This is a genomic window from Nostoc sp. CCY0012 (genome assembly GCF_963920855.1).
Lineage (GTDB): Bacteria > Cyanobacteriota > Cyanobacteriia > Cyanobacteriales > Nostocaceae > Cyanocohniella.
Window position 1 is genome coordinate 14789 of sequence record NZ_CAWUDM010000056.1, and the last position, 24480, is coordinate 39268.

Below are 24480 nucleotides of genomic sequence, written 5' to 3' on the forward strand. Positions count from 1 at the left end.
AGTTTTTATATTACTCAAGTTGCTACTTTATCGTCAAAATTATCTTAAAGATGATTTTATTCTTCCCAATCTTCTTCGCTCAGTTCTTCATAAAGTAAATCTAATCCAATCAACACTCTTTCTCTGTCTGATAGGTCACCAATTATTTTGCGAACAGGTGGCGGCAAAATTTTAGACAATGTTGGCGTAGCTAATATTTTATCTTCTTCGGCTAGCTGTGGGTTCTTCAGCACGTCAATTACCTTCAAAGCGTAAACACCTTGAAATTCCTGTTCTAAAATATTTTTGAGTATTTTTAACGCCCTTACCGAGTTGGGTGTATTCCCCGCTACATAGAGCTTGAGAACATAAGTCTTCCTTGCTTTATTCATATAAGGTAAAGCTAAATGTGAAAATGAAAATACAGGTTAATCAAATGAATGCGGCAATGATAAATTTAATTTATTTAGAAACAGAACATCTATAGCGTTCGCAGAGGTGGGCTAAGATATCTATAAGTGTCAGACGGTAATCCATTAAAGCTTCATCGCTCCTACCTTCTAATCTTAGCTGATTGGAAAACTCTTCAATTAGTTCCATGTGAAATTCAATAATTTGGGGCACAGGAATATTAGCACAAAATACTGCATTGATAAATTTATCAATTTGTTCTTTCAATGTTTTGTCTGTAGTAAAGTAATTTATAAGAATCTGACGATAATCTGATTTGAGTTGTTGCAATAATACCTGCTGATCAACTTGAGTCATGTGCGGAAAGAACTGCTGTGATTTTTGCTTTGGATATGCAAACACATAGAAATATTTATTAGTGAAATTTTCCTTAAGATATTGTTGCCACTGGTGCAGTAAGTAGTAAATTTTAGCGGTAGCAACTATGGGCGATAACCAAAACTCATTTTGGTTGTACTGTCTATAACGCCACATCAGCCCACTCAATCTTGGTTTAGTCGCTAGCTGAGTTGGGTTATCTAAATTTTTCTTAATATCTGTGGGAACAATCAAGATGGGTAGTAACATCTATATGTAGTAACATTTGTATACTTATATATTTTATTAACCATCCCGACCAAGATTTAGTGAACTAATAGGTTAAGATCACAACTCTTGGTTCTGACTGGGTGTTGAGGAAAGTTACAAGTTCAATCTGAAATAACACTGCGCGTCAACAGTAGTTTATACATGAGAACTTCAGAAAATCATGCAGTTTAATCAGCACTAGGATTGAGACAAGTTGCTGATCAGGTGTGGTTGGTAAATGCAGTTACATTACTTAATTGATGATTCGCATATGCATATCTCCTTAGATATAGATCCTTTTATTTCTCTTGTTGATAAGATACTTAAACTAACTTAAAGTATCGTCGCATTCTAAATCATTATAATTCCTCAAGGTTCTAAAGCGAATCTTTGGGGCCATAATTGTTTTAGTTGTCACTTATCGAAGAGAAGTTTCAGCACCAGTAGAACACTGATAAGGATCTTCTCCCAAAATTCCAAGTGGCAAAGACGAACACTGCTACTCCCAAAACGAGTAAATCCAATTAGCGGTGTATCTTGAGAATCAAGTTAATTGTTTCAATGGCGTTGAAGCTGTAACAAGAATCGCTTAAATGAGTCTTCTGCAAGGATATTACTTCAGGTGTAAATACTATTTGCCGCAATGCTGATGGTGCAGCCCGCAGGTTTCCCCCAGAAGAATGACCCCCAAAGCCCTATGTCAATGCTACAGTACCCGCTTTATGACTTTCTAGCAACCGTACCCAACTGCGTAGAAACCAGCACTCTGGCAATGGTGCTGGAAATTTTTGAGCAAGAGCAGTGCGATCGCTTAGTAATATTGAATCAGCAGCAATGCCCTTTGGGATTGGTGTACTCTGCCCGATTAACCCAAAAATTGTTGGCCACATCTGGTGAATATCTAGATGGTGATTTACAGCAGCCATTATTAAGTTGGGATCAAACCATTATTGAGCCATTAAAGACAATACCCGCAACTTATTGTATAGATCAATTGCGGCGACTTTTAAGTTACCAACAAACACAAAAAAACAATAATTTAGATTGGGCGCTGATAGATACTGATGGTAAATTTCTGGGGCTGCTAAATAGCGCACGGCTATTAAAATTATTAGCCCAGGAAAAATTAGGAGTTAGTGCAGGGGGAAAAAGACCCGCATCTACCCAGAAAAAAGCTCAAACAACTACCCCAGAAACAACAAACAACGCTGGTAAACCAGTGAAAACTCACAGGCGATCGCGTCGAACTCATCAACGCCAGTCAGTAGGTAATCAACCATTAATACAATTATTGGAATTACTGCCTTGGCCTTTGATGTTGCAAAGGGGATCAGGTGAAGTAGTAGCACAAAATCCGGCTTGGTGGCGACAACTAGGAGCATTGAAAGATCCTGAAGGCGTCCGACAACAGGTAGAAACCATACTGGCTCCAATTCGAGATCAACAGCCAGAATACGCCAGTCAGCCAAGCCGTAACAAATATCGTCCTCATCATAGAAGCAATGACCATGACAACGAGGAAAAATCCTCCCCGTTAAATACAGCAGAACATAGCTTTGCGGGGAAAAAGGAAGCTTCGCCACCAAAAAACTTATCGCCCTTGGCATCATATTCTGCACCATTAGTAAATAACCAAAAAGAGCAGCCAGTAGGCACAAATATTGCATCTAGTCGCTGCTTTTTAGATAGTCAGATGGGTACTTGTACTTGTATTGTGGAAGTGCAAAATGGTCAAGAGCGCATCTGGCAATTTACCAAAATTCCTTTAGATAAACCAGAGTCGGAACTGCTACTGAGTGAAAAATTACCAGCGAGTTTAGCGTCAGAAGCAACCGCGCTCACCATAGGGGCTGAACTAGGCAATGACCTGTGGTTAGTATTAGCTACCGATGTCACCGAACAGCAGCAGATTTGTAAAGAACTAGCAGCTAAAAATGCCGACCTGATTCAACTGAATCGATTAAAAGATGAATTTTTAGCTTGTATTAGTCATGAATTAAAGACACCCCTCACCGCCGTTTTAGGATTATCGCGGTTATTAGTAGACCAGCAATTAGGAGAACTCAACGAGCGCCAAGCCCGTTATGCTGGACTAATTCATCAAAGCGGACGGCATTTAATGAGTGTGGTCAATGACATTTTGGATTTGACCCGCATGGAAACCGGGCAGATGGATTTAGCCTTGGTACCAGTGAAGATTCAGACAGTGTGCGATCGCGCTTTATCAGAAGCCAAAGCTGTTCATACCCAAACCACCAAAGCGACAACTACTCAGCCCCCAGTAGTCAGTTCTGCTCCAGAATTTACTATTTGTATTGAACCAGGTTTAGACCAAATCGTGGCAGATGAATTGCGCTTGCGGCAAATGCTGGTACATCTACTGTCCAATGCCTTTAAATTTACAGAACACTCTGGTGAAATTGGGTTGCGGGTAAATCGCTGGGAAGGCTGGATTGCTTTTACAGTTTGGGATACAGGTATTGGCATTCCCGAACATCAACAACATTTAATCTTTCAAAAATTCCAACAATTGGAAAATCCCCTGACCCGTCAATTTGAAGGTACCGGTTTAGGGCTAGTCTTAACTAGGGCTTTGGCGCGCCTCCACGGAGGTGATGTCAGCTTCTTATCTCGTGAAGGTAAAGGCAGTCAGTTCACATTACTGCTACCACCTAGCCCACCGACAACAAACTTCACTGAAACAGAACAGGTAATTGAAGAAGATTCCCAAAGCCCAAGTACTCCAACAACAGAAGCCACAAACTCCGGTCGTCAGCGCATGGTTGGTACTACTGCCCATCATCCCATTAGCTCACAACGGTTAGTTTTGGTAGTTGAGGCAGTAGCCCGATATATTGAAGACGTCACCGAACAGCTCAAAGGTTTGGGTTATCGGGTGGTAATTGCCCGTTCAGGAACAGAAGCTGTAGAAAAAGCTCGTCGTCTACAACCAAAAGCCATCTTTTTGAACCCCTTATTACCGCTACTTTCGGGTTGGGATGTGCTGACTTTACTCAAATCTGATGATGCTACTCGTCACATTCCCGTAGTGATAACAGCAACGGGAGCCGAAAAAGACCAAGCATTTGCTAACCGAGCCGATGGTTTTTTGAACTTGCCAGTTGAGCATCAATCTTTAGTACCACTTGTGGAAAAGTTATGTGCTACGACAGCAATTTCGCCGTCAGGATTAGATAATCCGGAAATCATCCCCATTAAAACGCCACTACGAATTCTCAGGTTGGTTGATCACAATTTAGAATCCATGAACCCCCACCCTTCACTGCGGGAGCATCGGGTGATAGAAGTAGATGACCTAGATCAAGCAGAACTTTTGGCGCGGGTTTGGCAGTTCGACGTGATTTTGCTGGATATAGAAACTTCTGTAGCCCAAACTTACTTACAACAGTTAACTCAGCATCCCATCTTGGCCGAGCTGCCCCTAGTAACTTGTGATGTTGAAACCACCCTGGCAGCCTCTCAGATTCCTGGTTTATCTGTATTTCCTTATTTAACACCATTTACTCAAGACAATCACAACCGTACCGATAAAACAGATCCCTTATTATCAGTGCTGCAAATTGCCTCTGGTGTCTCCTGTCCACCCAGTATCTTAGTGGTAGATTTAACCATGCTGCGTGACATACCACAAATCAAGGGCAAACAGTCCAGGAGTCAGCGCCCAGCGAAAGATTCCTCTCTTAGTGGTGACACTACTGAAAGGGGATCTGAGTGGTTTCAAGCTTTAATTCAGTACTTACAAACCGCTGGATTGAAAGCAGCAATGGGCAACTGTTGGGCAGAAGTACTGCAACAAATTCGTCACCAAAGCGTTGACTTACTATTAATTTGCTTAGGTGAGTCATCGATTCGTAAAGAGGCACTAACAGCGCTAAAAGCATTAGAGAATTTGCCTTGTGATTTACCACCTATACTGGTCATTGATCAGCGCTTAAGTAGTCATCAAATCAATTCTCTGCCGAATATTTCCGCCGCAGCCAGTGTCCAGCAGCAAAAAATCAGGTCAAAGTCATTAGCAGCTGTGATGGGTGGTATGGTTGCCCAGATTTTGCCTCGTTCCATCTCAATGGAGGATTTATTAAGTCAAATCAATCAAGCTTTAGCAATTAGTAGTCGTTAGTCATGGGGAAGAAAGTTTTCCCTCATCTTCCCAGTCCCCATTCCCTCATGATATTTTGAGCCTCTCTTTTTTCATTTTCCTAAAAGAAACTCTAATTAACTGGTAATTAACTCTGGTGGCTAAATTTTCGTAACTATCTGGCGGTAAGTCCATTTTTACGAAAGTTTTCGGTTCAGCCAAGACTAACAAAGAGGGATATTGTTCTTGCTGGGAACGCCGTTGCTGAATATGATCTAAAGCTTCTTGAGTCAGTTTAAGGAAATTTATTTGCTGTTGGGTGTAGAATACTACACTCGGTTTTTTGAAGCCAACCATGAGTAATTCTTCATTTGGTTCTTGGACTTCTAACATCAGTGCAGACAGTTCTCGCAAAGGTAGTTGGCGTTGCTGATCCATTAAAAACAAAGCAGGCATCAAGACAATGATCAAAAATGCCATAAACACTGCTAAATTCATCTTGATCAGTGAATGCCAACGGCGACTAAGAATCAAAAATGCCATGATGATGGCACCAAATAGCCAAATAAAACCGCCTAGTTCTGGTAAACCTGCATTTTTAATCAGTAATGGGTAGTCTGGTGCTACTGAATTATCACCTAGTAAATAAAATATGTGAAACAGTGCTACTGAAAGTACAGTGGCAAATACGACATTTATCCAAGCACTGATTTTGATAAAAGAGGACGCAGAGGTAATTTCTTGGTTTTTATCAGAGAAAAAATCGCTCCATAACAGCGCTACCAGAATAGCTGCGGCTGGCATTAACGGCAAAACGTAGCTAGGGAGTTTAGTAACAGCAATAGTAAAAAAGCCAAAAATAGTAATAAACCAGACACAGGCAAATAAACCCAATTGCTGAGAGCGTTCTTGAGATAGCCAGTGCGATCGCTGCCAAAATTTTAGTCTGGCCAGCGCTACAGGTAAATATATTGAGTACGGCGCAAAGCCTAGCAGCACTACTATAAAGTAAAAATACCAGGGTGCAGAGTGATTATTAACTACTTCTGTGAAACGCTCTATGTTGTGGTATCCAAAAAAAGCATTAATAAAATCCCACCCATTCCGCCAGGTAACTAACAAATACCAGGGGGCTGATAACCCGAAAATAATCAGCGTACCCATGAAGGGACGCATTTCCCAGAATACTTCTCTAAATTTGCCTACATAAAGTAGAAATGCCAAAATAATTAGCCCAGGTAGAACAATTCCTACAGGCCCTTTACTCAAAATCGCGCCCGCGATGAGTACATAAAAAGCCAAATACCATTTGTTAGGGAATATAGATCTAGTTTGAGGTGTTTGTCCCTGAGTACTGACATTGCCGGCATATCCCAAATAAAAACACAACAATGCCGATGCCATGCACCCAGTCAGCATCATATCTGAAACACCCGTTCTGCCCCAGACAATCATTTCTGGATTAAGTGCCAGCATCGCCGCTGCTATGGCAGCTGTGGCGTAGCGACGATGAGGACGTGAAACTTGTTCTAAGGTATCTTTTTGCGTGAAATACCAGTGTAAAGTGTAAAAAGTTAAACCAATTACAGCCCATGCTGCCATGGCCGACGGCAGACGTACTGCCCACTCATTCACCCCAAAAATTGTATAGGCGATCGCTTGACACCAATAAATCAAAGCGGGTTTATCAAACCGAGTTTCGCCATTGAAAAAAGGAGTGATCCAGTCACCTGTGACAAACATTTGCCGGGAAGCTTCAGCAAACAATGGCTCTGTTTCATCAACCAAGCCGACATTGCCCAAATTCCACCCGTAAGCAACCCAACTAATCACAACTAAAACAGTCACAACAAAAACTGGACTCTTCGCTAAATTGTTGAGCCACTCGTTAACAGTACGCGGAACACTCAATTTCATCCTCATAAGTTATTAGTCAATAGTCCACAATTCAACATAACTAGTCCATAGTCGTTAACTACCTGTGTTTTGTTCTTCAAAGAAAAGGGAGTAGGGAGTAGGGGAGATGAAGAAGTATTTTTGTTCTTGTCCTCACTCCTCTTATGGATTTAGTACCAATAACCATTCTTGATTTTGCTGATTCCATTCAGGCAAGGAAGTTTCCCCCACTACATAGGGCCCCCAGTAGCGCCGGGAACCATCTTGTGCAAAGGCAATTATAATATCTCCTGGCTCTAACTTGAGATTCCCATTAGGTAAGGACAGCTTCAACCCCTTTTCACTACCTTCTTGGGGATCAAAGTCCCAATGGGCTGGCACATCATAGTTTATGTGTTTATTGTCAGCATTTTTTGTCTGTGATTGCCGAGCCAGTAATGCTAAACGCACGGGTTGATTTGTGCGATTGCTCATGCGTAAGTTACCCTGATTTTTGACCTCAGTAACTGAGTTTTGCCGAGCTGCCAAAATGTGAGTCTGGCTTGACTCCTCTGGAGGAGTTGGGGTGGCAGATGGATTGGTGATGTTAGTAGAAGTACTTGTTTTATCCAAGACAGGTGATACTGGAGCTTCATCTAATTGTGATGTATCTGGGTCGACTGACTCAAAAGAAACACTTATATCCCAAAATCCCACCAGTAAACCAAGCAGCCCCAAAGCACAAGCTGTGACGACAGCGTTACGATACACTGTAGATTTCATATTAATAATGGTTAGCAATAATATTTTGTTTAGCCTTGACCAAATACTAGCCTATTATCGGCAGAGGTAATTCCAGATATTGGGCTATTAAGTTGATATTGACTCTGAGGAAATCAAGTGATGCCATGTATCATAAATTGCAGTCTTTCTAGAAAAGATTGGCATAAATAATTACATAGCTTTTTACTAAATAGGAACGAAAAATCTAGCTTTTTCGTCAATTAATTCAGCATCGACACAAAAATTACGTAAAATATGATGCAAAAATAAGTAATTTATATGTAGACATACAAAAAGCAGCTTTTCAGAATCAGGTAGTGTGAGTCACCATGTGCTTTTTTTTCAATTCTTAAACTGAACTCTTAGACATTTTTAAATTTATTAATAATTTACAATAATTTTAGCGTATTCTTCTATAAGTCTAAAAGCTTTATTTACATCGTCCTATACTATATTGAACTTCTCTCCTTTGCCTCGGTTGTGGTTGGTGTAAAATATGTCATTACTAAAAAATTTAGCGAAAGTTCCGAACCTACGATGCAAAATACTCGTCTGACTAACTTGTTTGACGCCATCGCTAGGCGTTTGGGGCAATGGTTTTTAAATCCTTGGCGACGCTTATCGTTACTAACTATTAGTTTTTTACTTGGCTTTTTTCTGGGAACGGCAATTTCTACCATAGCTGGACAAAGAGGTACGTTAGACATTTTGATTGCGGGAATTTTAGTGGTATTTACAGAGGTTACTAGCAGAATATTTTATAGTCGCAGCTTTATGGCTAGACAAGCACTTTGGGTAGAATCACTCAATTTACTAAAAGTGGGTTTTATTTACAGCATGTTTGTCGAAGCCTTTAAATTGGGTTCGTAATAATGAGTTGGTGGTTAGATAATGCAGATGCAACATGGCAGCAGCAAGCCAAAGCAGCGGCTTTAGCAGACACTTCAGTGGCTCAGGCTTTTGGCATCACACCCACAAATGTGGATGAAATGATCCAAAAGCGATCGCACTTACTAAAATCTGTACTACCCAATTTTTACCAATTTTGCCAAATTAAATTCTCCGTGCCACCTGAGGCTATGTTGGGTATATTGTGGGACTTGTGGCTACCACTGGGAATGAAAATTGCGTCGCAGCGCCAAGAGTTGGGGCGTCCTCTTATCCAGGGAATCCTGGGAGGACAAGGAACAGGTAAAACCACCATGTGTCAGGTTTTGGGCTTGATTCTCCAAGAATTGGGATACTGCACCTTGAGTTTATCTTTAGATGATTTATATAAAACTTATAGCGATCGCCTGGCTTTAACACAGCAAGATCCTCGGTTAATTTGGCGTGGCCCACCGGGAACCCACGATATAGATATAGGTTTACAAGTCCTAGATCAAATTCGTCAATGCCAAAGTCCTGTGAGTGTTCCCCGCTTTGATAAATCTGCATATAACGGTGCAGGCGATCGCACAACTCCAGAAATTGTCCAAGATGTGGATATTGTATTATTTGAAGGTTGGTTTGTTGGGGTACAACCCATTACTCCCGATGTCTTTGATCATGCACCGCCACCCATTGTTACAGAAGAAGATCAGGCATTTGCTAGGGATCTCAATGAGCAGTTAAAAAATTATCTGCCATTGTGGGAGCGATTAGACAGTTTAATGGTGCTATATCCCATCGACTATCGTTGTTCTCTAGAGTGGCGTCAACAGGCAGAACAACAAATGATCGCTGCTGGTAAGCCAGGTATGAGTAATTCACAAATCCACGATTTTGTCAATTATTTTTGGCGATCGCTACACCCAGAATTATTTATTACGCCGTTAGTGAAATCTCCTTCAGCAGTTGATTTAGTAATTGAAATTCATCCTGATCATAGTATTGGCGCAATTTATTGATCTAAGGGCATAAATTTAACGCGATCGCGCCCCTCTGATTTTGCTTGATACAATGCTTGATCAGCCATAGCAATCATTTTTTGTAAGTCAGAGCCAGGCTGAGGAATTGTTGTGGATACGCCAATACTGATGGTCACATAAGGACTAACTTGGGAAGTACTGTGAGGAATAGCCAATTTCCTGATGACAGAGCAAACGGTTTCAGCCAAGAGAATAGCACCTTCGGTATCAGTTTTTGGTAAGATAATGGCAAACTCTTCGCCGCCATAACGAGAAACTAAATCGGCAGGACGTTTAAAAGTATTTTTAATAGTGTTAGCGACTTGTTGTAAACAGCGATCGCCTGCTTGATGACCATAGGTATCGTTGAAAAACTTAAAGAAATCAACATCGCATAGAATCAAAGAAATAGGCATTTGATCTCGTGCCATGCGTTGCCATTCTTGGGTGAAATATTCTTCAAATCGGCGGCGGTTAGCTACTTGAGTTAATCCATCAATAGTCACCAATCTCTGCAATTCTCGGTTAGCTGCCTCTAACTGTCGCTGAATTTGAGCTTGTTGAATCAAGCGTCTGACTCGTTGACGCAAAACAGGCCAATGAATTGGTTTGGTGACAAAATCAATGGCACCTACTTCAAATGCCCGATCAACTGACTCTTGGTCATCTAGCCCTGTAATCATTAACACTGGCGTGTACTGACTATATTCTAGAGACTGTAACAGAGTACAACATTCAAATCCATCCATATCAGGCATAATCGCATCCAGCAGTACTATCTGGGGGTGCAATTGGTTACAGAGATTGATAGCCTCTCTTCCACTTTGAGCTTCTGCTATCTGATATCCTTCTCGTTCTAAGGCCAATCGTAGCTGCAACCGGATAAATTGTTCATCGTCAACGATGAGAACTAAAGATTGGTCTTCTGGAAAAATTTTTTTCAATCTGCCTCCTGCTTCAGTTCTCTTTGCAAAGCGGTTTTGACTAACTCATACTCCTGATAAAGTTTTGAGAATACTTCTAAACTGCCTGTCAAATTGCTACTGTGTCCCTGTACTTCTAGTTGCTGACAGAGTTGTGCTAAAACTGTGGCTCCCACCGCACTGCTACTAGACTTAAGTTTGTGGGCTGCTTGCCATAAAGCTTGGGCATTTTGAGTAGTCACAGATGCATTAATATCTTGTATCAACTGGGGAAGCTCTGTTAAATAACAATTAAGTAGTTCCGTAAGTGCTGCCTGATCTCCTGCCAACATATTGCGTAAGGATTGCAGAATTTTGGCATCAATGACAGTAAATTCCGAATTTATTCGCAGTCGGCATTTGCTGAGTGCCTGAACTAAATCTGCGATCTGGACTGGTTTGCTAATGTAGTCATCCATACCGGCTGCCAAACAGATTTCGCGATCGCCACGCATGGCATTAGCAGTCATGGCGATAATATAAGGACGAGAATTAATGTCCCATTGTTGACATATAATCTTAGTTGTCTCCAGCCCATCCATTTCGGGCATTTGTACATCCATTAACACCACATCATAGGGCTGACGTTGCAATGCCTGGAGTATTTCTAGCCCATTAGTTGCGACATCGGCCTGATAACCAATTTTCTCTAGCATCAGCAGGGCAACTTTTTGATTAACTATGGTATCCTCTGCCAACAGAATACGTAACGGCAATCGTTGTGCTAAATGCAAATCAAGCACAGGATTTTGGCGAACAGAGATACTAGCTTTAATCGGCTGATTACTTAAAACACAGGTGAAGACATTGTAGAGTTGAGACTGTTTAACTGGTTTGGTCAAAAAGGTCACCAACGGGAGATCACTAAATTCACTGTAAGTTGCCGATTTTCCTAAAGAGGTGAGAATTACCAAGGGTAAATGCTGACAGCCAAATTGCTGGCGGATTTGCTGGGCTAGAGTTAATCCATCCATCTCGGGCATTTGCATATCCAGCATGGCAACGTCGAACTGTCTTCCCTGACTGAGGGCAGCTAAAGCTTCCTGTCCGGATTTAACTGCATAAGTTTGCATTTTCCAAGATGCTGCTTGTAAGCTGAGAATTTCTCCATTAGTGGCGTTGTCGTCCACAATCAATACCCGTTTGCCAATAAGCAGGGCGGGGGAAGTATAAAATTCGCCATGATCTGAATTGGCGACAACTTGGGTAGTAATAGTGAAATAAAAAGTGGAGCCTACTACAGCTGAATCAGCCGATAAATGCCATCCCGAACGGGGATTACCACCCACACAACCTCGGCTTTCCACCCACAGACTACCGCCCATCATTTCACTTAAGCGTTTGCTAATTGCCAGTCCCAGTCCTGTACCCCCATAGCGGCGATTCATGGAAGCATCAGCTTGGGCAAAAGGCTGGAATAAGCGGGACATTTTTTCTGGTGGAATGCCAATGCCTGTGTCTTTGATGGTAAAGAGAATTTTGTAAATGTTTTTGGCTTTCTTGCTGGTTATTTGCCTGGCTTCCACAGAGAGGATCACTTCTCCCTGTTTAGTAAATTTAATGGCATTGTTGAGTAGGTTCATCAAGACTTGACGCAGACGAGTTAAATCGCCCACAATCTGTGCTGGAATCTGAGGCTTGATTAAATAAGCCAGCTCAATATTTTTTTGGGCGGCTTTCGGGGCTAAAAGGTCAATAACTTTTTCGATACAAGTTCTTAAATCAAAAGGTTTTGCTTCTAGTTCGAGTTTGCCTGATTCAATTTTAGAAAAATCGAGAATGTCATTAATGATAGTTAGTAGTGCCTCGCCACTACTGCGAATTGTCTCTACAAAGTCTTGTTGTGGGGCAGTCAAGTCAGTATCTAGCAGCAACTCTGTCATGCCAATAACGGCATTCATGGGTGTGCGAATTTCGTGACTCATCATGGCTAAAAACTCGCTTTTTGCCCGATTTGCCGCTTCTGCTTGACGTTTTGTTTGCTCTAAAGCAAAGTTTTTTAAGGTAAGTTCTTCACGTTGTCTGGTTTCTTGCTCTAGTAATTGAGCCTGGGCTAAGGCAATACCTAGTTGAGCGGTTACGGCCTCTAATAATTCAATTTCGTCTGGAGTCCATTGGCGAAAATCTCTGCACTGATGTAAACAAATAGCACCATTAGGTTCTCCTTGATAGGAGGTACGGACTGACAGTATAGATTTGAGGTGAATTTCTGGGTATACCAGTTCAGCATCTGGAAGTAGAGGATCAACAGAGACATTTACCGAGGCGATCGCTTGATCTTGAGCGATGATTTGCTGAAAATAAGGATTGTCAATAATTGGCATCTCGATATTCAATACCGAGGGATAATCCCAGACAACATACTCTGCTACTACAGGTAAGCGGGGAATCGGGTCAATAATATAAGAGTGAATCAAACAGCGATCTACTGCAAACGCTTTACCGATTTGGCTAGCAGCCGTCTCAAAAATGCCTTTAGTATCGAGACTTTCACGAATTTTCTGCGTGATTTGTCCTAGTAGCAACGTTCGATTAAATTGGCGTTTGAGTGCATCTTGTGCTTGTACGCGTTCAGTAATGTCAGTGTGAGATCCCACCATCCGCAAAGCATTTCCTTGTTCATCCCAAAGTGCTTGTCCCCGGTCAAGAATCCACTTGTAGTTACCGTTTTTACACAGTATACGATGCTCACTAATGTAAAAGGATGTTTTTTTAGCTAGGTGATCCTTACGTACTTCCATCACCATTTGCCAGTCATCTGGATGAAGACGCTTCACCCATTCATCTAAATCGTTAGCAATTTCGTGGTCTGCATATCCCAACATTTCCTTCCAGCGAGGAGAGAAGAAGACTTCGTTGGTTTTGATGTTCCAATCCCAAATGCCATCGTTATTTCCTTGCAATGCTAATTGCCAACGTTCCTCTTGTTCTCTGAGGGTGATTTCGGCTTGCTGGCGATGGTGTAGCGCAGCTTGTTGTTGGCTAATATCATTTTGCACTCCCATAAAGTGGGTTAACTGTCCGTTTTCGTCATGAATGGGTGAGATACTCAATTCATTCCAAAAACCACTGCCATCTTTACGGTAGTTACGGAGAATCACTTGGCAACTCTTGCCGTTTTTTACAGCTAACCGCAATTGATCTAGTGCTGCTTGCTGGGTATCTTCACCTTGTAAAAATCGACAGTTGTGTCCAATGACATCAATTGCACTGTAACCTGTGATTTGCTCGAACGCAGGATTGACGTAAATAACTGGATTGTTGGGCAGTCGGGCATCAGCGATAATAATACCGTTACTGGTAGCAGCCAGCGCCCGTTCCCGCAATCTCAAGGTTTCTTCTACCAGCTTCAGATCGGTAATATCAAACATGAATCCCCGAACAACAGGAGGAGATCCGACTTTTTGAGCCACATTCAGAATATTTCGCAGCCACACAACTCTTCCATCGGCGGCTAACATACGATATTCCCATTCGTGACTTTCACCTTTAAATACTGCTTCCTGGCAAAAACTGTAAAACTTTGCTTTGTCTTGTGGATGCAGGTGACTGAACCAAAAATTTTCTTGATACCAGTCATCAATGGGATATTCTAGTAATACTTCTGCTTGAGGCCCAACATAGGTAAATCGCCAAGTTTTACAGTCTAATTCCCAGGGAATAACTTTGACGGTTTCTAATAATTGCCGCAGACGAATTTCACTGCTTCGCAGGGCGATTTCTATTTGTTTTTGCTCAATAATTCTGTGAGCTAATTCTTGATTGATTTTGGCTATTTGATAACTGCTGAATTGAGTAGCTTGGATAAAGTAACTTAATAAAGTTAGGGTTCCAGCCAGTAATAACCCAGCAACCAATACAACTGTAGGTAGAAGTGATTGCTCACTTGTTAATAAATCTGAAGTAGGCTCAACCTGCACTTGCCAGTTGAGTCCGTACAAGTCAATGTATGCATCTTGCTGGAAGGGTAATAAAGTGGGCAAACGGGAATCATCGCTGTAAATCAACTCCTCACCGTCAAATACATTAATTTTGTACCCTGGTGGTAATTCGACAATTACATCTAGTAGGCGTTGGATTTGAAAAACTCCTAAGATAAATCCATCAAACTGCTGTTGTTTGCGTAGGGGAACATATGCTAGAAAGCCTTTGCCGCCTTGGACAAGATTAACTGTACGACTAAAAGTGATTTCACTGCGATCGCGTGCTGTTTCTAATGCTTGTTTACGCCGTGGTTCCTGGCTCAAATCGAAATTTTGGGCAGTTTCATTCCCCGCTAACGGGACAATCCAGCGTACCCGAAATGATGCATCCACCCATTCAATGGCCTGATATCCGCCAAAGTCTTCCACTTGGGCTGCTGCATCTGCTTCCCATTCCAGACGAGGAGTACCACCCCGCATTTGCCAGCGCTTTTCCATGCGCTTTAATGCCAAAATGCGCGTCCTCAGTTCCGTCGTCAATTCAGTTTGCAGTGCGATCGCCTGTTGTTGTACCAGTTGTTCAATGTTGCTTTGCTCTTCAACTAGTAGTCTTTGCCATAATATAACCACAGCAATTGAGACGAAAATTCCCACTAAAAGTGGCAGCAACAATCGTTTGCTGAAACAATGCACAGATTTAAATTGAGCATATCTGTGCCGCACACCCACTTATTTGTCCTCCAACACTAGTTGCACAGACTTTTACTTTAAATTTGTTAAAATCTGAATCGTAATGAGACAACTACGGGTTTTTCAACAGATAAAATTCTATCTTACGGTATTGAGTATTTTATGTGAATGAAAAATAATTACTTATAGAGTAAATTAATCTTCGTTCAAAATTAGCATTATTGCAAATTATTATCTAGACAAATTCATTGGCGAAATTTAATAATAAGTTATTATGTTGTTAGTATCCAGCTAATTAATTCATTCAAATGAAAAAGAGAATAGTGACCTCAGTTTGCTATGGAAAATTCATGATTTTTCCAGCTTATAAGAAATCAAATTTTGCGTCAATCACCTCAAGACTCGCACAAAAATAACTTACCTCAAACTTGCCTACCCGGAAAACTGTAGTTTGTAGCCAAGATTATAAAATTGCTTCTGGATGTCGCAATAAAAAAACTCCCCTTTTCACAATGGATCAGGTTTATTTAAAAATATAACCCTGAATTTACAGAGGTTTGGGAAAATCAAAAAAGTAACTTATTCTTGCGGTATGCCTCACCATTATCGGAATCATGACAAGGTAAATAAATGTCTTTGCAGTTTAGGGAATAACTCATAGTCTTTATGCGATCGCCAACACCATGTCATAAATAAAACAACATTTGATACCCAAGCCACTTAGTTGCTGATTGCTCTGGATCTCTGTGGTTTGTTTTATTCTAAAAAATACAGATAAAAAATAATTTAAAACTTCATGATTGAACTTTTACAAAAAATTAGAGTAATTGACCCGACATCTGGAACTGATAAAATAGCTGATGTCCTCATTGCTGATGGTAAAATCCAAGCCATCGCCCCCCAAATTTCCGATATCAGTTCCCAGACTCAAATTAAAGATTGTCAAGGATTAGTTTTAGGAACCGGGTTAGTTGATTTATACAGTCACTCCGGTGAACCAGGATTTGAAGAACGAGAAACCTTGTTATCTTTACTACAAGCTGCGGCTGCGGGTGGCTTTACTAGAGTGAGTATCTTACCTGATACATCTCCAACTATTGATCATCCTGCATTAATAGCAAAGTTGCAGAAGCAGCGAGATCAAGAACATACTCATGCTGTCAGCCCCATACCTCATCTGCATATTTGGGGTGCAATCACATTAGATTTAGCTGGGAAGCAACTGACAGAATTAGCAGAGTTAGCGGCTGCGGGAGTTGTAGGTTTTACAGATGGTAAACCTTGGGAAAACTTAGGGTTAGTGCGGCGAGTGTTGGAATATCTCCAACCAGTGGGCAAACCCGTAGCCTTTTGGCCAAGCGATCGCCTATTATCAGCCAATGGAGTCATGCGCGAAGGTGCAGAAGCATTGCGTCTTGGTTTACCACCCATACCCGCCAGTGCCGAAACCACTGCGATCGCTTCCTTGATAGAATTAGTAGCAGCCATAGGTACACCAGTACATATCATGCGAGTATCTACAGCCCGGAGTGTAGAACTTATCGCCTCAGCCAAAGCTGCTGGTTTACCCATCACCGCCAGCACTACTTGGATGCATTTGTTACTAGATACCAAAGCCGTTAAAAGTTATCACACCAGCTTGCATTTAGAACCACCCTTGGGTAATGCTAGTGATGTTAGAGCGTTACGAACCGGGGTAAAGCAAGGGACAATTGATGCGATCGCCATTGACCATGCACCCCACACCTACGAAGAAAAAGTTCAAGCCTTTGCCGAATCATTACCAGGGGCGATCGGTTTAGAATTAGCATTACCTTTACTGTGGCAAAACCTTGTAGAAACTGGTGAATTTACAGCCTTAGAATTATGGCGTGCTTTAAGTACTAATCCTGCCAAATGTTTAGGACAGAAACCAAGTGCAATTACTTCCAATCAACCAGCAGAACTAACATTATTTAATCCCCAAGAAACTTGGAAACTAGAAAAGAAAAACCTGCATACACTTTCTGTTAATACGCCCTGGCTAGGACAACAATTAAAAGGACGTGTAGTACAAACTTGGTGTTAGTTGCCAATAGATAAATTAAACCTTTAAATATTTATGCCATCCTACTTACAGGGAAATTAGATAATGACAATTCTTAATGCTAGTAATTTATCTCTAGAAGATGTTCAGCGTCTGTTTGGCTTTCAAAAACAGTATAGTGACTCATTCTTTCACCTGTTATCCCTGGAACCTCTCACCGAAGTAGAACAGCATGAACTGAAACAGATTCAGAATGACTTTGACAGATATCTCACAGCAGGTAAAGTTTCAGAAGGACAGGTCAAATTTCTTGTACTTGCACCCTTACTGAGATTAGCTGGATTTTATCGTTATCCTCTGGAAATTCTCCTAGAAGAAGATATTGCTGATATTACCATCGAAGATGAAGATACAACCATTAAAGGCAGGATGGATATCTTAGCTATTAGTAAAACTAAACATACCAAATCTCAAGTATATTTTTGGATACTTTTAATTGAATCAAAAAATAGTCAAATCGATATATCAACTGGCTTACCTCAATTACTCACCTATGCTTATAAAAGTTTAAATAATCAAACATCAGTTTGGGGTTTAACAACTAACGGCAGGGTTTATCAATTTGTTTATATTGAACAAGGTAATCCTCCTATTTATCACTTGATGCCATTATTAAATTTTATGGAACCTCCTCGTGCAGTTGAATTATTACAAGTTTTAAAAAAAATTTGTCAGATATAAATACTCGTTGCGAAATTTTTCTAGTGATTGCCAGAACTGAGACTCAACAAGTAATTGCATAATAGTCGGAAGCGCTGTAAGCCTTATATGTTACAGTTTACAAGTCTCGACGCGAGAGAAGAGACTCCATATGCGTAATCGTACCCAGCGCGTACTGATGGGAGATGCCCCTGGGGGGCATTGAGGGAGAAGGTAAGTTGATTATAGTCAAGCCATTTTATTTTTTGTGCAAGAACAAACATCCCTGTTCTCGTTCGCCACCCGACGCGATCACTAAACTTTTCGTAGTCTTTTCCGACGCTTTCGTAAATACGCTTTTGCACACTGAAGCCGAAAAGCCCCTTGCTATATAGTATCCAAAGTTGGTCAATAGTGCGTAAGTCAGTGCAGGGAAATTGTTTGATTGAATCGCTATCAAGCCAGCCTTCTTCTCCTCTATTAGCAGCTTTTAGCATCACTTTCAGAGTTTCTTGGTCTGCTTGTTTCCACTCTCCAGCTTTGAGCAAATCTCGCAACCGCGTATAGTCTACACCTTTATCAGAACTCAGATCATCATTTTCTTGTGTTGGATTAGTGCTTGTTTGTGTAGCTTGTTGTTCTCTTCGCCGTTTCTCAGCTTCTTCTTGTTCTCGTTGCTTTTGTAACCTTTCTGCTTCCTGCTTTTGTCGTAGTTTCTTGGTTTCTTCTTGTTGACGTTGCAGCCTTTCTGCTTCTTGTTGCGTTGCTTCCTGTTCTTGTCGTAATATTTCGGCGTCTTTTTCTCGTTTTAGTCTTTCAGCTTCTCGTTGTCTTTTTAACTTTTCGGCTTCTTTTAATTTTTGATATTCCGCTTCTCTAACATATGTAATCTCTTTCTCTATCTCCTCTACATCCTCATCTCTTAGACCTAAAACATCTTGCTGGTAATCTTTTAGTATCTTTAAAATGTGTTCATCCAAAGGATATTTTTGCTTAACAGCCCTAGCAAAAGCTTGTTTGTAACTTTCTAAATTTGCAAATCGCCTACGAAAAGGTTCTAGAACTTCGTTTTCTATTTCCTTTGCTTGTTCATCTGTGAGTCCAAATTTTTTGCGTTTTGGCTGTAAGACTAAGTAGGCAAATTCACTAAGTTCACCATTTTGGGCATATTGTTCAACCAACTTACGATACTCTGCTTCTAGATTCTTTGGAGCATAAGCCAATAAAATATCGAATCCTTCCTTATCCAGAATGATGGCTGGTGTCATCTTAGGCTTCACTGCTTGAACTTTTGCCTTGGCATAAGCGTGCAGTTCATGTGCATAAATATTGCCATCACCATCTTTATCTGCTGCGCCTGTTTCAATTCCCTCAACTAAATACTGAGTGTAGAGCGAAAGCGTTGAACCTTCTTGTTCAAAAGATGTTTGAGTTGCACTCGAAGATGTGAGAACAACCCTTCCCTCAGCACCTAGCTGATTTTTGATATCCACACCCACACTTTTTGTTCGCCAACCTTGAGCGATCGCACCACTGTAGCAAGCATCCAAAATCAATACTTGCCGTCTAGCATAGCAATTGTTTGATTGCCCGTGGATGAAATTTGCGTCTACAGCAGTGGCTTCAAAGTCGTCTTTAGCTGTGTTCCGAGTTGTTAAATAGAGATGACCTTCATCGTTAGTAATACCATGACCAGAGAAAAAGAATAATACTAAATCTTCTTTACTAGCGTCCTTAAACAGCTTGTGAATTGCCTTTCGCATTTCAGTCGCGTTGGGGTTTAGCAGTCGTTCAACCTGCTCAAAACCTCCCAGATTTGGGTCTTGCAAAACTCGCTGCATAGCTTCTACATCATTGAGAGCCGATGATAGGGGAGGAATCCCTTCACCGTACTCACTGACTCCAATCAGTAGTGCTATCTTAGCCATTACCGCCACCCATAGCTGCTAATAACTCTTTTGCCACTCTTTCGCTTTCTAGTAGCTCTTGTCGGCTTTTAGCTTCAATATTGACTTCTTTATCTCCAAGCTTGACATTAATTTTTATGGGCTTGTCTTGCAGGCGATCGCCCAAAAAGCTTAAAAACCCTTTAACATTCTTCATGCTCACTTCAGCCGTCAGCACTCCTATCAAAGTGGCAAACCCTGGCTTGCTTCCCGCTTCTGGGTTCAAATCTTCGGCGCGATCGGCCTTTTCCACCTCATCCAAATCCCGGAGTTCCCGCAGCAGTTTGTTAGCTACTTTTTGCCGTCTTTCATCATCTAACTCTGGGTCATCAATGGCAAAGGTAAATTGAATCGTGGGTTCGCCTGTCATCTTAATCTCCCAAGTCCCCTTATCTACACAGCAGTTGACTACACTATCAGACTCTATAATTTCGTATTAAAAAAAGAGCGCCTACGAAACTGTAAGTAAATAAGAAAATTTTTTATTTTTTATTCTACTCAAATAAAAATATTCAATTATTTATTGTAGAACTATTAATAATATATAGAGTTTCCCATTATCGGATATTTTTAAATTATTAGAGGCACTAGGAAAAACAAAATATATTGGATAATACCATCTTTTGGAAACTTTTTAGCATTAAAAATAATTTACATTACGAATTATTTAATACTTCTGCCATTTCCTGCACAGTCACCAAACTATTCGCACACAAAATCCCCGAAGCCGCCACAGCAGGGACACCAATTCCTGGCATAGTACTATCACCCACACGATACAAACCTTTGATTGGTGTTTGCGTACTGGTAAACATACCCTTACCGGCAGCTATAGCCGGGCCATAAGTTCCCTGATATCTTCTGAGATAATGGGCATGAGTTAAAGGTGTACCAATAAGTTCTACTTCCACACGTTCACGAATATTTGGAATTACTTTTTCTAACGCAGTATATAAAGATTGAGCTTTCTCTTTTTTCTTTTCTTCATACTCTTCATTTCGTTCCCAGCCAGCAAAAGATTCCAAAGTATAAGCATGGACCACATGATGTCCCTCTGGTGCTAAAGTTGCATCCCAAACACTAGGAATAGAAATCATGCAAGTATTACCCGGTACAGTGATATCTTGGCTGGAATCATGAACTACCACATGATGACCGATTAAATTATCTAACCCATGCGCCCGAATACCTAAGTGTAAATGCATAAAACTTGCCACTGCTGGCGTATCCAATGCAGCTTGTCTGTAAGATGCAGGTAAATCTTCAGGGCGTAACAAATGATTGTAAGTATCCCAAATGGTCGCATTGGAAATTACTATAGGTGCTTGGAGAACTTCACCATTTTGCAACCGTACCCCCACAGCCTGACCCGATTCCAGCAAAATTTGCTCGACATGACAACCCAGACGTAGCTGACCCCCCCAGCGTTTTAAGCCCCGCACTAAGGCTTTAACAAGTGCCCCACTACCCCCCAGAGGATATTCAACCCCAGCACGGGAACGTTCGCCTAACATAAAAGCCACCTCCGGGGCAATTGTTCCATGTGCCTTTAAGCCAGAGAGTAAAAAGCATTCTAGGTCAATGAGTCGCCGCACCCAAGAATCTTGCACTGTGCTATCCATAATATTGCCAACAGATGCTTGAACAATGGGCAAATAAGGCAGCATTTTTAGCAAAGATGGCAAGTAACGTTTCATTAACACCAAAATCACCTGCCAATCTGACCTCAAAGCTAAAGTGGGAATACCCTTCATCGCCTCATATAGCCCTAACAAGCGTTCGGCAAATTGCTGAAACTCTCTAGCACCTTGGGGCGTAATTTTTTGCAACTCATGACGATACTTTTCAACATTGCTATAAACGGCAAAAGTCGCTTCCGGAAAGTGGTAAAGTCCCAATGGATCATAGGGTATAACTTGAAGAGATTCACCTAAAACTTCAAGAACTTGTTTTACAGGATTCAAGCTTTGCTCCTGGGTCAGACCACAATAGAAAGAGGGGCCAGAATCAAATTCAAACCCCCTACGTCTAAAACTATGGGCTGCACCGCCAGGAATTACATGGCTTTCACACACAATTACCCGCTTACCATAACGCGCCAGTAAACCAGCTGCACATAACCCGCCAATACCGCTACCAATGACGATGACATCACTTTGAGAGTCCTGAGTTGTGAGTGCTGAATTCATATTTACCTGACCAATGACCAATGATTAATGACTAACGACTAATGAAGGAACCATTAATTGAACTCAAAGGCGTTTCTAAGTCCTTTGGTAGCAATAAAGTTTTAGATAATGTAGACTTGACAATTTATCGGGGAGAAGCAGTAGGGATTATTGGGCCTTCCGGGACAGGAAAATCAACAGTTTTACGCATTATTGCCGGGTTAATGACACCTGATGCTGGAGAAATTTATGTCCAAGGAGTACGGCGAAACGGGTTAATCGAGGATGGTGCTGATCCCATTGATATTGGAATGGTATTTCAGCAAGCAGCATTATTTGATTCTTTGACAGTAGATGAGAACGTAGGTTTTTTACTTTATCAACATTCAAAAATACCGCGATCGCGGATTCGGCAACTAGTCAAAGAAAAACTAGATATGGTAGGTTTGCCAGGAATCAGCCATCTTTACCCGTCTGAACTATCTGGGGGAATGCGAAAACGTGTGAGTTTTGCCCGCGCCATTATGTCGAACCCCGAAAACCTTTCAGAAGGCCCAGAAGTTTTACTATACGATGAACCAACAGCCGGACTTGACCCCATTGCCTCAACAGTGATAGAAGATCTAATCCGGCAATTACAATTTACACAGGGAGTCTGTAGCACTTATGCGATCGTTACGCATCAAGACAGCACCATCCGCCGCACCACTGATAGACTAATTTTTCTTTATCAAGGTAAAGTGCAGTGGCAAGGTACAGTGAGTGACATAGATAGCACAGATAATCCTTTAATTAGACAATTTGTCAGCGGCAGTGTCAAAGGCCCAATTCAGGTGGCTGGCTAGGTGGGAAAAAAATATGCGAGATATCATCACAAACCGCTTCGCGTCTAAGCGGACATTAAGAGAAGGCTCAGTAGGGTTATTATTTCTACTGGGAATAGGGGCATTTGTCGTGATTGTCTTGTGGTTGAATAGATTTACAGCTACTAGCAATTCATATAAATTTATTGCTGAATTTGCCAACGCTGGCGGTATGCAAAGAGGCGCACCAGTTCGTTACCGTGGTGTGAAAGTCGGCAATATTTCTCGAGTTCAACCAGGGCCAAACGCTGTCCAAGTAGAAATTGAAATTGCTTCAGCCGACTTAATTATTCCCCGTGATGTGGTAATTGAAGCGAATCAAAGCGGCTTGATTAGTGAAAGCATCATCGACATTGTACCTAGAAGGTCTTTACCTACTGGGGTGACTATTGCTAAACCATTAGATAGAAATTGTGATCAAAGCCTGATAGTTTGTCAGGGTTCGCGGTTAAGTGGTCAAATTGGCATCAGTATTGATGAATTGATTCGCAGCTCAACTAATTTAGCCACGACATACAATGACCCGCAATTTTATCAAAGACTGAATCGACTTTTAGAAAGCTCAACAGAAGCCGCTACTGGCGTAGCCGAACTCAGTCAAGATATTCGCGGTTTAAGTCAAAGCTTTCAACAACAGCTAGGCACATTTGCGTCTACAGCTAATTCAGTCCAAAGAGCAACCAATGCACTCACTACATCTACTACTAGAACAGTAGATCAATTAGGTGTAACCGCAGGTGAATTTAGTAGTACCGCCACTCAAGCTAATCGTCTGTTGAATAACCTAGATGATTTGGTCACAACCAATCGTTCTACGCTGGTTGGTGCTTTGAATAATATTACCGAAACTAGTAATCAACTACGGGTGACAGTAAGTAGTTTATCACCTGCTGTGAATCAGTTAACCCAAGGTGAACTACTTAATAATTTAGAATCTCTTTCGGCTAATGCAGCACAAGCCTCAGCTAATTTACGTGATGCGTCCAACACCTTAAATGATCCGCAAAACTTATTACTAGTACAACAAACTTTAGATTCAGCCAGGGTGACGTTTGAAAATACCCAAAAAATTACATCTGATTTAGATGAATTGACTGGTGATCCTGCTTTCCGGCAAAATCTACGGCAGTTAGTCAATGGTTTAAGCGGCTTGGTGTCTTCTACAGAACAAATGCAAGAACAAGTAAAAGTTGCTGCTACTTTAGATTCGGTAAAAGCTGAGATTAGCACACCTGTTGTTAAAAGACCTACTGTTAACAAAGTGCCAGTTAGCAAACCACCAGTTAACAAACCCGACATTTCAATTTCTCTCCCCACCTCAAAGCAACAGGCGCTAAATATTAATCGCTTACCTGCTGCTGTAGAACTTGCTGAACCAAACCCTCAACCAACCCCCAGTCCAGCAATTACAGAATCACCCCAAGAAAAGTTATTAAAGCAGCTACGGCAGTATGGGGAAGAGCGGAAATTGGATGAATAAGGGGGAAGAGGCAGGGGAAAAGAGGCAGGGGGGCAGGGAGCAGGGTGCAGGGGGGAAATT

At 41.4% G+C, this 24480-nt stretch carries 16 protein-coding genes; 7 read left to right on the top strand and 9 right to left on the bottom strand.

What is annotated here, in order from left to right:
• Nucleotides 1-56: 56 nt before the first annotated feature.
• Together kaiB and ACM0OS_RS17120 are read right to left on the bottom strand one after the other, a co-directional pair.
• Nucleotides 57-371 (bottom strand): circadian clock protein KaiB, encoded by a 315-nt coding sequence (gene kaiB, locus ACM0OS_RS17115; protein ID WP_214430437.1) that lies wholly within the window; start codon nt 369-371, stop codon nt 57-59.
• Nucleotides 372-441: 70 nt separating this feature from the next.
• Nucleotides 442-1017, bottom strand: coding sequence for a KaiA family protein (locus ACM0OS_RS17120; RefSeq protein ID WP_414544399.1), 576 nt, complete (start codon nt 1015-1017; stop codon nt 442-444).
• A 697-nt stretch (nt 1018-1714) separates the two neighbouring features.
• Here ACM0OS_RS17120 and ACM0OS_RS17125 point away from each other — a divergent pair.
• A complete protein-coding gene (locus tag ACM0OS_RS17125) occupies nt 1715-5158 on the top strand; it encodes an ATP-binding protein (protein ID WP_414544400.1) in 3444 nt (1147 codons plus the stop codon).
• Nucleotides 5159-5203: 45 nt separating this feature from the next.
• Here ACM0OS_RS17125 and ACM0OS_RS17130 read toward each other — a convergent pair whose 3' ends face one another.
• Both ACM0OS_RS17130 and ACM0OS_RS17135 read right to left on the bottom strand, forming a co-directional pair.
• Nucleotides 5204-7039, bottom strand: a complete 1836-nt coding sequence (locus tag ACM0OS_RS17130; RefSeq protein WP_414544401.1) for an ArnT family glycosyltransferase — start codon at nt 7037-7039, stop codon at nt 5204-5206.
• A gap of 135 nt (nt 7040-7174) precedes the next feature.
• A complete protein-coding gene (locus ACM0OS_RS17135) occupies nt 7175-7774 on the bottom strand; it encodes a hypothetical protein (protein WP_414544402.1) in 600 nt (199 codons plus the stop codon).
• Nucleotides 7775-8311: 537 nt separating this feature from the next.
• On the opposite strand from ACM0OS_RS17135, the gene ACM0OS_RS17140 reads away from it, so the two are divergent.
• Together ACM0OS_RS17140 and ACM0OS_RS17145 are read left to right on the top strand one after the other, a co-directional pair.
• Nucleotides 8312-8644 (top strand): DUF565 domain-containing protein, encoded by a 333-nt coding sequence (locus tag ACM0OS_RS17140; protein WP_414544403.1) that lies wholly within the window; start codon nt 8312-8314, stop codon nt 8642-8644.
• A 2-nt stretch (nt 8645-8646) separates the two neighbouring features.
• Nucleotides 8647-9663, top strand: coding sequence for a glycerate kinase (locus tag ACM0OS_RS17145; RefSeq protein ID WP_414544404.1), 1017 nt, complete (start codon nt 8647-8649; stop codon nt 9661-9663).
• Here ACM0OS_RS17145 and ACM0OS_RS17150 read toward each other — a convergent pair.
• Nucleotides 9657-10607 carry a diguanylate cyclase domain-containing protein gene (locus ACM0OS_RS17150; RefSeq protein WP_414544405.1) on the bottom strand — a complete coding sequence of 317 codons (951 nt, stop codon included), beginning with the start codon at nt 10605-10607 and terminating at the stop codon, nt 9657-9659. The genes ACM0OS_RS17145 and ACM0OS_RS17150 overlap by 7 nt on opposite strands.
• Nucleotides 10604-15277 carry a PAS domain-containing protein gene (locus ACM0OS_RS17155; protein WP_414544406.1) on the bottom strand — a complete coding sequence of 1558 codons (4674 nt, stop codon included), beginning with the start codon at nt 15275-15277 and terminating at the stop codon, nt 10604-10606. Before ACM0OS_RS17155 ends, ACM0OS_RS17150 begins: the two co-directional genes overlap by 4 nt.
• Nucleotides 15278-16034: 757 nt before the next feature.
• Here ACM0OS_RS17155 and ACM0OS_RS17160 point away from each other — a divergent pair.
• Nucleotides 16035-17306 (top strand): dihydroorotase, encoded by a 1272-nt coding sequence (locus tag ACM0OS_RS17160; RefSeq protein ID WP_414544407.1) that lies wholly within the window; start codon nt 16035-16037, stop codon nt 17304-17306.
• Nucleotides 17307-17369: 63 nt separating this feature from the next.
• Complete coding sequence (locus tag ACM0OS_RS17165; RefSeq protein ID WP_414544408.1) at nt 17370-18005, top strand: restriction endonuclease subunit R; 636 nt, start codon at nt 17370-17372, stop codon at nt 18003-18005.
• Nucleotides 18006-18088: 83 nt separating this feature from the next.
• Here the strand turns inward: ACM0OS_RS17165 and ACM0OS_RS17170 are convergent, their stop codons facing one another.
• The 3 genes from ACM0OS_RS17170 to ACM0OS_RS17180 form a co-directional block, all read right to left on the bottom strand.
• Entirely contained in the window at nt 18089-19891 is a 1803-nt protein-coding gene (locus ACM0OS_RS17170) for a caspase, EACC1-associated type (RefSeq protein ID WP_414544409.1), read from the bottom strand.
• Nucleotides 19884-20279, bottom strand: a complete 396-nt coding sequence (locus ACM0OS_RS17175; protein WP_414544410.1) for a hypothetical protein — start codon at nt 20277-20279, stop codon at nt 19884-19886. Before ACM0OS_RS17175 ends, ACM0OS_RS17170 begins: the two co-directional genes overlap by 8 nt.
• A 286-nt stretch (nt 20280-20565) precedes the next feature.
• Nucleotides 20566-22098 (bottom strand): phytoene desaturase family protein, encoded by a 1533-nt coding sequence (locus ACM0OS_RS17180; protein WP_414544411.1) that lies wholly within the window; start codon nt 22096-22098, stop codon nt 20566-20568.
• Nucleotides 22099-22139: 41 nt separating this feature from the next.
• Here ACM0OS_RS17180 and ACM0OS_RS17185 point away from each other — a divergent pair, with 41 nt between their 5' ends.
• Both ACM0OS_RS17185 and ACM0OS_RS17190 read left to right on the top strand, forming a co-directional pair.
• A complete protein-coding gene (locus tag ACM0OS_RS17185; RefSeq protein WP_414544412.1) occupies nt 22140-22922 on the top strand; it encodes an ABC transporter ATP-binding protein in 783 nt (260 codons plus the stop codon).
• Nucleotides 22923-22935: 13 nt separating this feature from the next.
• Nucleotides 22936-24420 carry an MlaD family protein gene (locus tag ACM0OS_RS17190; protein WP_414544413.1) on the top strand — a complete coding sequence of 495 codons (1485 nt, stop codon included), beginning with the start codon at nt 22936-22938 and terminating at the stop codon, nt 24418-24420.
• Nucleotides 24421-24480: the final 60 nt, after the last annotated feature.